13 protein-coding genes are annotated in these 14,435 nt (G+C 46.3%); 4 read left to right on the top strand and 9 right to left on the bottom strand.

Features of this window, described 5'->3' with window-relative positions; genetic code table 11:
* Nucleotides 1–25: 25 nt before the first annotated feature.
* A protein-coding gene (locus tag VF685_RS09355) for an IS3 family transposase (RefSeq protein ID WP_440203616.1) occupies nt 26–1,185 on the bottom strand; the annotation gives its coding sequence in 2 pieces (ribosomal slippage) (nt 26–933 and nt 933–1,185; 1,161 coding nt in all).
* A 202-nt stretch (nt 1,186–1,387) separates the two neighbouring features.
* A complete protein-coding gene (locus VF685_RS09350) occupies nt 1,388–1,843 on the bottom strand; it encodes a hypothetical protein (protein WP_005180018.1) in 456 nt (151 codons plus the stop codon).
* Between the two features lie 183 nt (nt 1,844–2,026).
* Between VF685_RS09350 and VF685_RS09345 the strand changes: the two genes are divergently transcribed.
* Nucleotides 2,027–2,452: an RcnB family protein gene (locus tag VF685_RS09345; RefSeq protein WP_163170375.1), complete on the top strand. Its 426-nt coding sequence runs from the start codon at nt 2,027–2,029 to the stop codon at nt 2,450–2,452.
* A 147-nt stretch (nt 2,453–2,599) separates the two neighbouring features.
* On the opposite strand, the gene VF685_RS09340 is transcribed toward VF685_RS09345, so the two are convergent.
* From VF685_RS09340 to VF685_RS09325, 4 genes are all read right to left on the bottom strand, one after another.
* Nucleotides 2,600–3,097 (bottom strand): phosphate-starvation-inducible protein PsiE, encoded by a 498-nt coding sequence (locus VF685_RS09340; protein WP_005180016.1) that lies wholly within the window; start codon nt 3,095–3,097, stop codon nt 2,600–2,602.
* A 148-nt stretch (nt 3,098–3,245) separates the two neighbouring features.
* Nucleotides 3,246–5,027 (bottom strand): acyl-CoA dehydrogenase C-terminal domain-containing protein, encoded by a 1,782-nt coding sequence (locus tag VF685_RS09335; RefSeq protein ID WP_075168331.1) that lies wholly within the window; start codon nt 5,025–5,027, stop codon nt 3,246–3,248.
* A 173-nt stretch (nt 5,028–5,200) separates the two neighbouring features.
* The gene (locus tag VF685_RS09330; RefSeq protein WP_075168330.1) at nt 5,201–7,003 is read right to left on the bottom strand and encodes an acyl-CoA dehydrogenase C-terminal domain-containing protein; all 1,803 of its coding nucleotides are present in this window, start codon (nt 7,001–7,003) and stop codon (nt 5,201–5,203) included.
* Nucleotides 7,004–7,299: 296 nt separating this feature from the next.
* Nucleotides 7,300–7,911, bottom strand: coding sequence for a hypothetical protein (locus VF685_RS09325; protein WP_163170374.1), 612 nt, complete (start codon nt 7,909–7,911; stop codon nt 7,300–7,302).
* A gap of 134 nt (nt 7,912–8,045) precedes the next feature.
* Here VF685_RS09325 and baeS point away from each other — a divergent pair, with 134 nt between their 5' ends.
* The 3 genes from baeS to VF685_RS09310 all read left to right on the top strand — a co-directional run bounded on the left by baeS (nt 8,046) and on the right by VF685_RS09310 (nt 10,949).
* On the top strand, nt 8,046–9,716 hold the full coding sequence (gene baeS / locus VF685_RS09320) for a sensor histidine kinase efflux regulator BaeS (protein ID WP_127800355.1): 1,671 nt from the start codon (nt 8,046–8,048) through the stop codon (nt 9,714–9,716).
* 15 nt (nt 9,717–9,731) lie between these two features.
* Entirely contained in the window at nt 9,732–10,418 is a 687-nt protein-coding gene (locus VF685_RS09315) for a response regulator (RefSeq protein WP_005180005.1), read from the top strand.
* A 264-nt stretch (nt 10,419–10,682) separates the two neighbouring features.
* Nucleotides 10,683–10,949 (top strand): hypothetical protein, encoded by a 267-nt coding sequence (locus VF685_RS09310; RefSeq protein WP_104505830.1) that lies wholly within the window; start codon nt 10,683–10,685, stop codon nt 10,947–10,949.
* Nucleotides 10,950–11,018: 69 nt separating this feature from the next.
* Here the strand turns inward: VF685_RS09310 and VF685_RS09305 are convergent, their stop codons facing one another.
* The 3 genes from VF685_RS09305 to VF685_RS09295 all read right to left on the bottom strand — a co-directional run bounded on the left by VF685_RS09305 (nt 11,019) and on the right by VF685_RS09295 (nt 14,201).
* Nucleotides 11,019–11,399: an MmcQ/YjbR family DNA-binding protein gene (locus tag VF685_RS09305; RefSeq protein ID WP_016658646.1), complete on the bottom strand. Its 381-nt coding sequence runs from the start codon at nt 11,397–11,399 to the stop codon at nt 11,019–11,021.
* Between the two features lie 75 nt (nt 11,400–11,474).
* Nucleotides 11,475–12,920, bottom strand: a complete 1,446-nt coding sequence (locus tag VF685_RS09300) for a protein adenylyltransferase SelO (protein ID WP_180172718.1) — start codon at nt 12,918–12,920, stop codon at nt 11,475–11,477.
* A gap of 114 nt (nt 12,921–13,034) precedes the next feature.
* Nucleotides 13,035–14,201, bottom strand: coding sequence for an acyl-CoA desaturase (locus tag VF685_RS09295; protein ID WP_005179996.1), 1,167 nt, complete (start codon nt 14,199–14,201; stop codon nt 13,035–13,037).
* Nucleotides 14,202–14,435 lie beyond the last annotated feature (234 nt).

The following is a 14,435-nucleotide window of genomic DNA, read 5'->3' as shown; positions in this document are numbered from 1 at the left end:
GAGAGGGTTAAGGAGGATGTAGTGGTCAACAAATATTGGACACAGTTTTAAGTTTTTGTTCAGCCTCATAAGGGCTGATCCCTTGATTAAAATGATGTGGTCGGATGCGGTTGTAGTACTGCATTAAATAAAAACCAATGTCTGCTTTGGCTTCTTGAATGGAATGGTAACCAAGTTTTGGGATCCATTCCGTTTTAAGACTTCTAAAGAGTCTCTCTGTAGGTGCATTATCCCAACAATTCCCTCTGCGGCTCATACTCTGCACCATTGCATATTGCTGAAGCCTATATCTGAACAGATAACTTTTATACTGACTGCCTTGATCGGTATGAAATATTACGCCTGTAGGTCTACCTCTGGATCGCCAAGCATCTTCTAAAGCATTAGTCACTAAATGCTGACAGGCTTGATCTGACATAGACCATCCAATCACCCTGCGTGCGTAAAGATCGAGTACAACCGCTAAATATGCCCAGCTTTTACCTATCCAAATATAAGTGATGTCACTCGTCCATACACGATTTGGCCACGTAGGATTAAACTGTCTATTTAGTACATTGTCTGTATGGATATCATCGCCTTTACTACCTTGATATCTATGCTTTCTGCGCTGTTTTGAAATCAATCCTAGACTGCGCATAAGTTTACGTATTAGGTATCGACCCACCTTGATGCCTTGGCTTTGTAAGACGTATCTGATGCCACGGCTTCCTAAAGAACCACGGCTTTGCTTAAAGATACTGGAAATCAACACCTTCAACTTAACTCTGCTTGGACGGCAGAGATCACGTTGAGCACGATAGTGATAGTAACTTGAACGCAGAATACCAAAGGCACGACAGACCAACTCAACAGGACGTAACTTTCTTAACTGGTCTATCAGCGCATATGTTTGAACTCGTCTGACATTAAGAGAGCTGTAGCCTTTTTTAGAATCATCTTCTCCTGTTCGAGCTGATAAATACGGGCTTCAAGTTCTTGTATCTTGCGCTGTTCAGGAGTTAAAGCATTTACTACTGGAGTTTGTCCGCTACGTTCGAGTTGAAGCTGGTCAACCCAGCGTCTCATAGCAGTTTGACCAACATCTAAAGCGCGGCAAGCCTGTAAGATAGAATAGCCCTGATCGAGTACAAGGCTAGCAGCTTCAACTTTAAACTCTGGAGTAAATGTACGTCTTGGTTTCATAAGCACCTCATTGGTGAATCTATTATCACCTAATTTGGTGTCCAACTTTATTAAACCACTACAGGAGCAATTTCCTTTTTCTTACAAGGGGAGTTAGGAACAATAGCTTTTTCTCCTCCTCGTAAGAGAAGGTTAGGGATATACGCTTTTCCTTAACCTTCTAGGAGAGAGTCAGGGAGAGGTCAGTACTAAGGTTTAACGCTTAGTTTTGCCCCGGATTCGGTGGTACCAGTTCATCCAGATCTTTATCAGACAGCTCATCCAGCTCGCTCAGGTCGGTTTTAATTTTCCACTGGCTTTCATCTTCAACCGGATTCGGCAAACGCGCTTCCAGCCAGTCGCAGACCACATCGGGCGGGAAATCGGCATGATTACACTGGATCACCCAAGACAGGAAATCTTTGGCTTCACCATTCATATAAGGTGGTGGCGATACCGGTAAAAACTGCGTTGGCAAACGTTCATTCTTGGAAATATAGTTCAGCACATGACCCAGTTCCTGTACGGTTTGCCAGGCCAGTGGGTGTGCTACATTAATCTGAAATTTAAACCACCATGCCTGAGCACCATCTGTGCCATAGGCATCGATCAAGTTTTTTTGAACACTGGGTACTTTGCAGAAATATTCATAAAGACGATCAAAACTTAAATCAGACACAAGCATGAACCTAGTATGAAAAAAAGCGAGTGTAGCATAAAAGTAGGCCATTATTTTCACTGAGAAATACGGCCGATCTACCGCCATTCATCTAAAAAACTTGTATAAAGCATGCATGTTCATTTTTTATCCTTAATCCTGTTTTATAGTAAAATCAATAGGCTGATGTTTGGGAGTCGGGTAGTGAAAAGAATACAAGCAGGTTTATGGTTAGGCATTGGATTGTCTGCCATCTCGACATTATCGCTGGCCGATACCAATCGCTGGGCCAGTTATCAGGGTGTGGAGCGAAAATCGCATGCGCAGCATTATCCACAGCATCGCCCGTCTTATCCGCAGCACAGGCCGCCACAATATTATCCACCACGTCCGCATTGGGACCATCAACCGGTACGTCCGGGCATTAGTATTCAATATCAGGCGCCCACCACCATTTACCAGAATTCGCAAAGTTATAGCTGGGTCAATGGTGACCCGAATGTAGCCCGGATTGAAAGCAGCACGCAGACCATCATTACCGACTGGCGCCGTTTAGGTTTGCCGGCTCCGCCAAATGGCAGCTACTGGATTTATGAAAATGGTCGTTATATTTTGGTGCCAAACCGTTAGATCATCTGAAGCGTTCAAGCGGTGAAGAAAAGTATTTGAGCCAAACTGAGAATCCGGTGAATCTTCACTCAAAAATCAGCGCGCCGTAGTGGTATCCAGGCGCGCTTTTTGTTCTTCAGATTTGAATGATGGATGTGATTTTGGTGTTTAGGCCAGTTCATCATCTTCCGGGCGTGGGGTCTTGCCTTGTGGCAACGGTTTTTCACTGTGTTTATCCCGAATTACCGATGGATAATTCCAGGAGGCAAAACGTACCACCAGAATCGCAAAGGCTAGAATCAGAATCGAACCGGTAATAATTACTAGGTCAATATCCGCTTTATGGTCGTGCTGGATATCGGAAATCAGCAGCCGGGTCAGGGCGGTAATGGCAATATAAATCAGGAAGCGTACTGGCATGTGGTTGGTTTTAAAGTAAATACCCACCATGGCACCGAGCTCCAAATAAATGAACAGCAGTAAAATATCATCAATCGTGGCATATTGTTTGACGGTCAGAATATCGACCACAGTATGGCCGGCCGACCAGATCACCATACAGCCAATCACGAACAGGGCAATATAGTGAAAACTTTCAACGGCCAGATTACCCAACCGGTCGAGGAGGGTTTCTATTTTTTCTACTTTGGGATGCCGTGCTGTCATATGCTCCTCCTGATTCTGCTGAATGAATAAGAAAAACTCATGCAAAAACTGTGCACAACTACAGGAAAAGTGGTGTAAAAACAGCAGGAAAACATGGATGCTATAAAAAAACGCCTGACAGTGCAGGCGTTTTTGAGAGATAAAAAGCTTAAGCCTGATGAGTGAAATAATCTTCCGAGAATTTCATGATCACATCAGAACCGGCTTTGATACGGGTAATTCGCATTTCCAGTTCTGGCAGAATGCGTTGTACAAAGTACAGACCCAGCGCCAGTTTGTTCTGATAGAACTCACCCTGTTTGGCCTGTGCCGCTTGGGCAATACGGGCAAACATATAGGCAAAGCTGAGCAGACCAACCGCGTGTAAATAATCGACCGCTGCTGCATTCGGGAATTCTGCATTTTCAGACGCCGCATTCAGAATGTATTGTGTTACTGATTCGACTTCTGTAGCTGCATCTAAGGTCGCATCTTTAATGAAGTTCAGATCGGCATCTAACTGGTTGGCAAAGTCACGGATTTCAGCAATATATTCTGCAATATAGGCACCCTGACATTTAATGGTTTTACGGCCAATTAAATCTTGTGACTGTACGCCATTGGTACCTTCATAAATTTGCGCAATACGTAAATCACGTACACATTGCTCCATGCCCCATTCACGGATATAACCATGACCACCGAAGCACATTTGCGCATCTAGGGTTGCCTGGAAGGCGGTATCGGTTAAATAGGCTTTGGCAATAGGCGTTAGCAGCGCCACACGGTCATTGGCTTTTTTCACCGCGTCTGCATCAGTCGAGAATTTGGTGATGTCCAGCTGTTGGCCGACATAGACTGCAAAGGCACGTGATGCTTCGTTGTTGGCACGCACATTCAAGAGCATACGACGTACATCGCCATGTACTAAAATGCTGTCAGCCGGTTTGTTTGGTGATTGTACACCTGAAGCGCTGCGGCCCTGTAAACGGTCAGTCGCATATTGTGCTGCATTCTGGTAAGCAAATTCAGAGGCGCCTAAACCCTGAATACCCATTGACAGACGTTCATAGTTCATCATCACGAACATGGCTGCCAGGCCTTCGTTTTCTTTACCGACCAGATAGCCTTTGGCACCATCAAAGTTCATGACACACGTGGCAGAGGCTTTAATCCCCATTTTGTGTTCGATAGAGCCTGGGCCAACCGGGTTACGTTCACCGAGTGAACCATCGGCATTGACCAGGAATTTCGGTACGATAAACAGCGAAATACCGCGTGAACCGGCAGGTGCATCTGGGGTTTTGGCCAGTACCAGGTGAATGATGTTTTCAGCCAGGTCATGATCACCACCGGTAATAAAGATTTTGGTCCCGGTAATGTTATAGCTGCCATCTTCGTTGCGTTCCGCTTTGGTTTTAATAATCCCCAAATCGGTACCGGCATGTGGTTCAGTCAGACACATGGTGCCAGACCATTCACCTGAATAAATTTTTGGTAAATAGGTTTCTTTCTGTTCCTGAGAAGCATAGCTGCTCAGTGCCATACCCGCACCAACTGACAGCAGTGGATACAGCATGAATGACGGGTTAGTAGCAAAAATCATTTCATCTGACAGAACGGTCAGCATTTTTGGCATGCCTTGACCGCCCCATTCTTCATCGGCACCCAGGCCAATCCAGCCGCCTTCGGCATATTGCTTGAATGCTTCTTTAAAACCGGCCGGTGTAGTTACGCTGCCATTGTTATATTGGGCACCTTCTTCATCACCAGTGCGGTTTAAGGGCAGGGTAACGTTCTGGGTAAATTTGGCCATTTCTTCAAGAATAGCTTCTGCGGTTGCAGCATCGAGGTGGGCGAGATTTTCGTTATTTTGCCAGAATTGTTCTGCTTGGAAGACATCATTCAGGATGAATTTCATATCGGCAAGCGGTGCGTTATAAATTGGCATAGTTCATTTCACCTGTTTCTTGTTTATTCATAGTGATCAGGTCAGTCTAAACGATGAGATTTCAATTGATTAGACGACGAAAGGTTAATATAGCGCGATAAATAGAGAAAAAGGACCGCCAACAGCTGGCCGTCCTTTTTACATCCATTACAAGTTACTACACATCACGTGCATTAGAAGGCGAAGTGTTCAGCATCAAGCGCCATCAATGGATCCAGGCCAGTCGCAATCACGTCAACATGTGAGCGTACACGTGGCAGGATCTTCTTGAAGTAGAAGCGTGCAGTGGTCACTTTGGCATTATAGAAGTCGACATCGGTAGTACCCGCAGCCAAGGCTTCTTGTGCAACCAGTGCCATACGTGCCCATAGATAAGCCAGTGTCACATAGCCAGAGAAGTAGAGGTAATCGACTGCCGCAGCACCGACTTCTTCAGGATTTTGCATCGCACGCATACCAATTTGCATGGTCAGGTCGCCCCATTCTTTGTTCAGTGCGGCCAGCGGTTCAACAAACTCTTTCATGCCGGCATTGTCTTTGTTGGCTTCTGCGAATTTGTGAATGATCTTGGTGAAGTCTTTCAACATCGCGCCTTGCGTACCCAGAACCTTACGGCCGAGCAGGTCAAGTGCCTGAATTTCAGTGGTACCTTCGTACAGGCAAGAAATACGCGTATCACGTACAATCTGCTCCATACCGTGCTCGGAAATAAAGCCGTGACCACCAAACACCTGTACACCGTGTTTTGCAGCTTCTGAACCGGTTTCGGTCAGGAAGGCTTTGGCAATTGGTGTCAATAAAGACAGGATGTTGTCGGCAAATTTACGGTCTTCTTCCTCAGCCGCCTGCTCAACCACATCTGCATATTGAGCCAATAAGTAAACCAGCGCACGGCCACCTTCAGCAAATGCTTTTTGGGTCAACAGCATATTACGTACTGCTGGATGCACAATAATCGGATCGGCTTCTTTTTCTGGCGCTTTCGGACCAGACAGTGAACGCATGGCCAGACGGTCTTTTGCATACGCCAAAGCGCCCTGGAATGAAGATTCAGATGCAGACAGACCTTGTACTGCAGTACCGATACGCGCCGTGTTCATGAAAGTGAACATACAGTTCAGACCACGGTTTTCAGGTCCAATCAAGTAACCTTTGGCGTTGTCAAAGTTAATCACGCAAGTCGCGTTACCGTGAATCCCCATTTTGTGTTCGATCGAGCCACAACGCACAGCATTACGCTCACCGATTGAACCATCAGCATTCAGGTTGAATTTCGGTACGATGAACAGTGAAATACCTTTGGTGCCTTTCGGTGCACCTGGTAAACGTGCCAGAACGATATGGATGATGTTCTCGGCCATGTCGTGCTCACCAGCAGAGATAAAGATTTTCTCGCCAGAGATTGCATAGCTGCCATCCGCATTTGGTTCTGCTTTGGTGCGGATAATACCGAGGTCAGAACCGGCATGAGATTCGGTCAGACACATGGTCCCGGTCCAGACACCTGATACCAGATTTGGCAGATAGGTATCTTTTTGTTCTTGCGAACCGTGGTGCTCAAGGGTACGTACTGCACCATGAGACAGACCCGGATACATACCCCAAGCCCAGTTTGCGGTACCGACCATTTCAGAAATGGTAATGCCCAGAGAGTTTGGTAAACCCTGACCGCCGTACTGTTCTTCAGCAGATAAAGACGGGAAACCCAGTTCGATATATTTTTGATACGCTTCTTTAAAGCCAGTCGGCGTGGTGACTACACCATCGTTCCAGGTACAGCCTTCGCGGTCGCCCACCTGGTTTAAAGGAGATAATTCATTTTCACAGAAGTCAGCAGCAGCTTCTAAATATTGGTCAACCAACTCACGGCTTACGTTTCCAGAGAATGCAGGGAGTTTTGCATAATGTTCTTCAGCATTTAATAATTCATGCAAAACAAATTGCATATCACGTAGTGGCGCTTTGTATTGTGGCATATCGGGTTCCTCAATACTGGTTTAACCAGCGGTTATAATCCTAAATCAGTGAGTTCACGCGCCTTCACAGGCGCATCTTGAATGTTTTAATCGTGCAACATCTTCTAATTGGGTACAAGCATTTCAATGGCTTTTCTTGGTGACTGTAAAGTCAAAGATTTTTAACTTGAAATAGCTAAGTGTATTGAGTGTAAACAGATTTATCGGTATAGGAAGTGGACAAATAGTCAAAAACGTAAACAGATATGTCCAATAAAAAAGGCGCACCATGCGCCTTTTTTATTTGCTGACTTCGCTTAAGCCACTTTGGCCGGAATGGTCACAGCGGTATTCGGTTTAAAACGCAGGCTGCATTGACCATTGACCGATTTATCCCCCAGTTTAATCTGGACAGTCTGACCGGCTATTTTACCGTTACAGGCATTGGCCATAGCCTGTTGACGGGCCTGACGCTGTGCTAGGCGCTGATCATACTGTTTCACCAGTTCGGCACGTTTGGCATCGGTTAAGGCACCGGTCTGAGGACCATGCTGTTTAAACTGGCGTACATCGCCACGCATTGGACGATGTTCACGGCTGTGTTTAAGCTGCTGGCGTTCCGGCGTAAACACCAGGGAACAGGTTCCATTCACGGTTTTTTCACCGGCTTTGACCTGAACCACCTGTCCGGCAGCTTTGCCTTTACAGGCCGTTTTGATCTGCTGCATCATCTGGCGGCGTTCAGTACGCAGCTGCTGCCATTGTTCACGCTGTTCCGGGCTTAGGCGTGCATGTTTGCCGTGCATGGAGTGAGCCATACGACCTTCACGTTCCGGCGTTGCTGTACTATTGGTTGACTGACAGGCTGTCAGTGTCCCGACACTGAGTAAACCCACTGAAACAAGCGCAATTTTTGTCATCGTTTTCATGATTATTGTCTCCACACAGAACCGCGATACAGTTATCTTTAACTGCGACAAGAATAAATAATAAAGATGAAGAAACAATGGAGAGTTTTTTCAGACACTGTTCGCTACAATAGTGAAATAAAAGAAAAATTGAGATGAGTGTTTTGAAAATACGCCGGATTCCAATCGCCCTGCGCCTGTTTTTGACTGTGCTATTGACCGCGCTGGTCATTTCCACGGTCAGCCTGTGGGTGCTGCACTGGAATATGCAACGCAATTTCACCAAATACGTGGCCGATGTCGAAATGCAGAAGCTGGATCATGTGATTCATAATCTGGCCGGTGTGTATGGCGTCTATCATGATTGGGGCAATGCCATTCAGGCACAAATCCTGCAAATTGAAGGGCAGGCCGGCCCGGAAGATTATGACCGCCTGTCGCGCTGGTGGTTGCGCCGTCAGTACGATATTGCCTTGCAGCAGCGTTATTTTGAAGAACATACCTTAATGAATGTGGCGCCAACGCTGGCTGAACCAGATCCGCAAAAACGCCAGGCCTCGCAGGAGGAATTGAAATGGCTGGAAATGAATCTGCCTTCCGAGTATCGCCCCTTTGAAGGCCTGAAATTTCCTTTAAGCGCGCAGCAGAATACCACCCGGGTTAATCAGGGCAGTGCCCAGAACCCGCGTCCGAATCAGCCACAATCGGATGGCAAAAAACAGTTTATTTCCATGCCGGACCGTTTGGGTCTTAGCTCGCGTCTGGCTTTATATGATGCCAAGCGTCAGTTTGTGGTCGGTGAGCCGGCAGAAGGACAAATGTCGTATCGCCCGATTTTAATGAACAATCAGGTGGTCGGTTATCTGGGGTTAAAACCGGTGCTGGATCAGGATGATGCACTCAGCATCAATTTCTTCAGTGAACAAAAGCGTTATCTGCTGCTGATTTATGGTCTGTCCTTTATTGCCAGTTTACTGGTGGCCTGGTTATTGGCGACCTATTTTAAAAAGCCGATTCAGCGTCTGCTCCATGGGACCCGTGAACTGACCAAAGGCAATTATCAGTATCAGGTGAAAGTAAACCGTAATGATGAACTCGGTGATTTATCTACAGAGCTGAATCAGCTGGCAGTCATTTTAGATCAGCATGAAACCTCACGCCGGCAGTGGGTGGCTGATACCTCGCACGAATTAAAAACCCCGCTGGCAGTGTTACAGGCCCAAATTGAGGCCATGCAGGATGGTATCCGTAAAGCCACACCGGAACACTTAGATGCGATGATGCGTCAGGTCAGCAGCCTGAAAAAACTGACTCAGGACCTGGCTGATTTAGCCCAGGCCGAAGCCATGCAGCTGAAATTCTATCTGGCCCCAATCAACCCTTGGCAGGTGATTGAACAGGAAGTCGAGAATTTCCGGCCGAAGTTTGAACAGGCCGAGTTAAGTGTGCGTCTAGAAGGTGAAGCTGTGCCTTTACAATTAGATATAGACCGCTTTAAACAAATTATGGTGAACTTGATTGCGAACAGTATTCGTTATACTGAGGCCGGTGGGCAGGTTCATATTCATAGTGAGCAGACGGCAACAGAATGGAGTGTCTATGTCGATGACAGTCCATTTGGCCTGACCGATGAACAGCTGGCCCGTTTAGGCGAGCGTTTTTACCGGGTGGATGATTCGCGTACGCGGAGCACTGGCGGTACCGGTTTAGGTCTGGCGCTGTCTGCTAAAATTGCGCAGGCCATGGGTGGCCAGCTGAGTTTTGCGCATTCGCCATTGGGTGGCTTGCGCTGCAAACTGACTTTCCCGATTCCGACCAAACAATAAAAGGAAAAGATATTCATGAAACATGTCATGCTGGTTGAAGATGAAGTTGAACTCGCTCAATTGGTCCGCGACTATCTTGAAGCTGCTGGGTTTGAGGTCAGTATGTTTCATGATGGACAAGAAGCCTATAACAGCTTTTTGCAGCGTAAACCGAGCCTGATGATTCTGGATCTGATGGTGCCACGTATGGATGGGCTGACCATTTGCCGTAAAGTACGTGAGCAGTCTGATTTACCCATTATTATGGTTACGGCGCGTACCGAAGAAATTGACCGGGTATTAGGCCTGAATATGGGTGCAGATGACTATATTTGTAAGCCATTTAGTCCGAAAGAACTGGTGGCACGTGTGCAGGCAGTGCTGCGTCGCTTAGACCGCAAGGCTGAACCGGAAACCAATGATTTATTCCGGATGGATAAAGCCCAGCAACGCATTTGGTATCAGCAAAAAGCACTGAACCTGACCCCGACCGAATTTCGTTTACTGGAACTGTTTTTAGAGCATGTTGGGCAGGTTTATTCCCGTGCCCAGTTGCTGGACCATATTAACCCGGACAGTTTTGATGTTGCAGATCGGGTGATTGACAGTCATATCAAAAACCTGCGCCGCAAGATTTCCGAAGCGGCAGAAACCGGTAATCGTCATGAGTGGATTCAGGCAGTCTATGGGGTTGGCTACCGTTTTGAATATCCGGAAGATTAATTTCATGCGGAGTGAAAAAGCGAATAGATATGTGCCTATTCGCTTTTTTTATGAGAGTAGGTTGTGCAGTATTTAGGGGCAGGATGGTGATAAATCCACAGACTGATCAAGCATAAGACCAAGATAAAAGGGGGGATTTCTAATATTATAATTTTTAAATGAATTTAATTTTTAACAAGAATATTTTGTAAATTTTAATAAGCCTGAAAATTGAAGTAAATAAAATTCCGGTATAATCCGCAGCCCGCTTTTGGGAATTTTTCTATGCACGTCAATACTGAGCTTGTCGCACGCTTAATTCAGCGCAATATCACCCCCGCGATACACTATTTTGAACAAACCCAGGATAGTTCCCGCCTGGAACATCAGATCAACTTCTGTGTACAGCAGATTATTGTCTGTTTAAATTCCGATACAGTGGCCACCATCAAAGCACTATTGCAGTATTTAATTGCAAAAAGCCAGCACAGCAGTGAACATTCAGGGTGGCGCAAAGCCTTTGAGTTGTTCAATGATAAATATAAAGTTTAATCGCTGATTTTACATACGAGAGACAGGATTAAACTGTGGGCACGATTTATCTCTGTGTTTTTGCCCGAGCTAAACACGCGAGCCTACAGTTTTGAGTAACGCTATACGTTGTCGATCCAGTTTCTTGAGTTTGGACACCACCAACGCATAAGAATTCAGCACTAAATCTTCGATTAAAGCTTCATCCAGCTCTTCATCTTCATACACTGAAATCCAGTGCTGTTTATTCATATGCCAGCCGCTACGAATATACGGATAAATATCACGCAGCATGGCACCATGATCTGGCGCTACTTTTAAATTAATGGCCGCTTGTCCGTGCAGATGAAACTGTAACATAAAGACTTTATCCTGCACTTTAAACACATCACAACCCTCACCAAAAGGCTGGGTTACTGTGACTTCAGGCAGGGTAGTAGCGACTTTTGCCGCAAGTGGATGCAAAGCCATACGCAATTTAGGTTGAAGGGCACTTTGTGGATAATGCTGAAATTATCCACAATTTACCAGGCTAATGTGGATACTTTAAGACGAGCAGCTGACCATCACTTCAGGCACATCGCTTGGCAGCGGCGCTAAATCTTCCGGTTTTTCCAGCGCGGTCTGCCGGGTATAGGGTTGGCTGAGCAGGCTAAATAAACGCTCGACTTCAGAAAAATCATCCCGCTCGGCCAGTTCAATCGCTTTTTGCGCCATATGGTTGCGCAGGATGTAATGCGGATTGACGGCGGTCATGGCGGCATCCAGTTCATCGGTATCCTGATGTTCACGAATACGCTCATATTGCGTCAGGAAGGCTTCAAACTGACGACGGTCTAAGCAATCATCTTTAATCGCTTCATAGTCTTTATGTTGCAGGCGAATAAAGCTTTGGGTGTAGTCCAGCTGTTCGCTTTGCAAGATTCTTAAAAAAGCCATCGCGCAGTCAAAGCTGTCTTTATGGAAGCTGGGTAAGCCCATTTTCTGGTTTAAGCCATGCTTGTAGTGTTCCAGGAAGGTCGGTTCAAAATGAGTTAAACATTGAGCCAGATCTGTTTTCCATTGCTCCTGGTCATCGTCTGCGGGACAAAGCGGAATCAGGTTGTTCAGCCAGGTCCACAAGTTCCAGTGCCCAATACTCGGCTGTTGCTGATAGGTATAACGTCCCTGATAATCGGAATGGTTGTTGATCCAGTTCGGGCGAAAGCGCTCCATAAAACCGTAAGGACCAAAATCTAGGGTAGAGCCGGTGATATTTAAATTATCGGTATTCATTACCCCATGGGCAAAGCCAACCAGCTGCCATTGGGCAATCATCACTGCAGTACGCTGCACCACCTGCGTGGCAAAAGCTAAAACAGGCTGCTCGGCCTTCAGACATTCCGGATAATGCCATTCGATACATTTCTGGGTAAATTCAGGCAGTAAATCTGGCTGATATTGATTGATCCATTCAAAATGCCCCAGCCGAATATGACAGTCCGAGGTACGTAACATCATTGCACCCGGTTCCAGTTTTTCACGCTGTACCCCTTGGGTGGATGAAGTAAATCCCACGGCATTACTGGAAGGTACGCCCAAGGCATTTAAGGCATGACCGGCCAGATATTCACGAATCACCGAGCGTAACACCGCGCGACCATCGCCCATCCGTGAATAGGGAGTGGCACCGGCACCTTTTAAATGCAGATCAATGGTCTGCTGATGCTGGTCAACAATCTGGGCAATCAGTAAACCACGTCCATCACCGAGCTGACCGGCCCATTGCCCGAATTGATGCCCGGCATAAACCATAGCCAATGCCGGAAATTCAGCAAATGTTTTCTGGCCGCTACAGATTTCGACCCACTGTGCTTTGTCTTCATTTGACCATTGCAGTTCATCGGCCAGTGCTGCATTGAAATGCCCGGCTTTGGCGCCTTTTAAAGGCAGCGGTTGTTGCTGGTGATACAGACGGGAAGGCAGGGTAGGATAGCGCGAGTTAAATTGCATTGCAGAACAGCCATTCAGAACAGGCCTTCACTATAACAAACTTGGCTGGAGAAAAGTGTCGTGTTTCCGAATAGAAAAAGCCTCCATCAGGAGGCTTTTTGCAGGGCTTTGGTATTATTGTGAAACCGGATTCTTTTTCAGGTTACGCATCAGAATGTTCAGGGTTTCCCGATGATGGGTTAGACGCTGTTCTACCAGCTGGAATTCAACTTTCAGCTTGTCATCCATTTGATGGATTTTTTCTGCCACCGCCGATTTCTTGGCCTGAATTTCCTGCTCTTTTAACTTGGCCCAGTCATTTAGGGTATGGGTAAAGGCTTCATATTCTTGTGCCAGACGCTGTTTGACGCTGCTGATGTCGTCATTGACATTGTGGCCATATACCGCCAGGTCCTGCTCGGCATATTTGAACTTCATCGCCAGTTCCGCTTTTTTAATATTAAAGCTTGGAATACGGCGCAGGTTTTTTGCCAGACCCAGTTTCGAACAGCTCCAGATTAACCATTTGGTTGGGTCATATTGCCACCATTTCACGCCATTACGGTAATCGTACTGGAAGATATGATGATAGTTATGATAACCCTCGCCCCAGGTGGCAATAGCCAGCCAGAAGTTGTCACGCGCCGTATTTTCGTCGGTATATGGACGTTTGCCCCACATATGACACAGCGAGTTAATAAAGAAGGTCACATGGTGGCTCAGAATCAGACGCATTAAACCGCCTAAAAGTAAAACCCCCCAGATGTCGCCAACAGCCCAGCCAATTGGCAGCAAAATGCCAACATGTACCAGAATCACTAACGGTACATAGTATTTATGCTGGAACATCACCAGTTTGTCATTCAGCAAATCTGGCGCATTTTTATAGTTTGGTTCGGCTGCCGGATAGTCACGCAGCATCCAGCCTAAATGGGCGTACCAGAAACCGTTATTGATCGAATACGGATCTTTATCGACATCATCGACATGACGGTGATGGGTACGGTGACCTGAGGCCCAGAACAGGATACTGTTCTGTACGGCAAAGGTGCCCATAATCATTAAAATGATTTTCAAAGGTAAAGTGGCTTCATAGGCACGGTGCGCCCATAAACGGTGATAACCTGCTGTAATACCCAAGCTGCTAACGCCAAGTAAAACAAACATGCTGATCCAAGCTGCGAGGCTAAAATCATGGTGGTAAGCATATAACGGGATGGCAATGATTGCGACAATTGGCAAGAACACCAGAGCAAAAACGGCAACCCAGTTAATTGGGGCTTTGGGTAGGGGAGCATTCATCTCCAACAGTACTCCTGAAAGCTGGGGAGGTGTAAAGAAGTGCTTAATCCATTACTTTTTGTATGGAATAAGATTTGAGCATATTAGCATGCGCGTTTCGGCGTCACTAGCATTATTGTACAGATGTATTGTACCAAACAGTAACAGAATAAGATTGAAGCTTCATTGATTTTATCGAAGGCTGCGGCATGATAAAGATAAATCCTTGATCAATGCGAAATCAATCACATGAGA

The sequence above is a fragment of the Acinetobacter sp. Brlt_5 genome (assembly GCF_051949055.1).
GTDB lineage: Bacteria > Pseudomonadota > Gammaproteobacteria > Pseudomonadales > Moraxellaceae > Acinetobacter > Acinetobacter indicus.
Note: the sequence above shows the minus strand (reverse complement) of the source record. Positions and strands in the feature narration are given on the sequence as shown.

Excerpts from the sequence above, each read along its gene's own strand:
- VF685_RS09325 (WP_163170374.1), bottom strand. The coding sequence starts at position 7,911 with ATGAAAACGATGACAAAAATTGCGCTTGTTTCAGTGGGTTTACTCAGT.
- VF685_RS09315 (WP_005180005.1), top strand. The coding sequence starts at position 9,732 with ATGAAACATGTCATGCTGGTTGAAGATGAAGTTGAACTCGCTCAATTG.
- VF685_RS09295 (WP_005179996.1), bottom strand. The coding sequence starts at position 14,201 with ATGAATGCTCCCCTACCCAAAGCCCCAATTAACTGGGTTGCCGTTTTT.
- VF685_RS09305 (WP_016658646.1), bottom strand. The coding sequence starts at position 11,399 with ATGGCTTTGCATCCACTTGCGGCAAAAGTCGCTACTACCCTGCCTGAA.
- VF685_RS09340 (WP_005180016.1), bottom strand. The coding sequence starts at position 3,097 with ATGACAGCACGGCATCCCAAAGTAGAAAAAATAGAAACCCTCCTCGAC.
- baeS (WP_127800355.1), top strand. The coding sequence starts at position 8,046 with ATGAGTGTTTTGAAAATACGCCGGATTCCAATCGCCCTGCGCCTGTTT.
- VF685_RS09300 (WP_180172718.1), bottom strand. The coding sequence starts at position 12,920 with ATGCAATTTAACTCGCGCTATCCTACCCTGCCTTCCCGTCTGTATCAC.
- VF685_RS09310 (WP_104505830.1), top strand. The coding sequence starts at position 10,683 with ATGCACGTCAATACTGAGCTTGTCGCACGCTTAATTCAGCGCAATATC.
- VF685_RS09330 (WP_075168330.1), bottom strand. The coding sequence starts at position 7,003 with ATGCCACAATACAAAGCGCCACTACGTGATATGCAATTTGTTTTGCAT.
- VF685_RS09335 (WP_075168331.1), bottom strand. The coding sequence starts at position 5,027 with ATGCCAATTTATAACGCACCGCTTGCCGATATGAAATTCATCCTGAAT.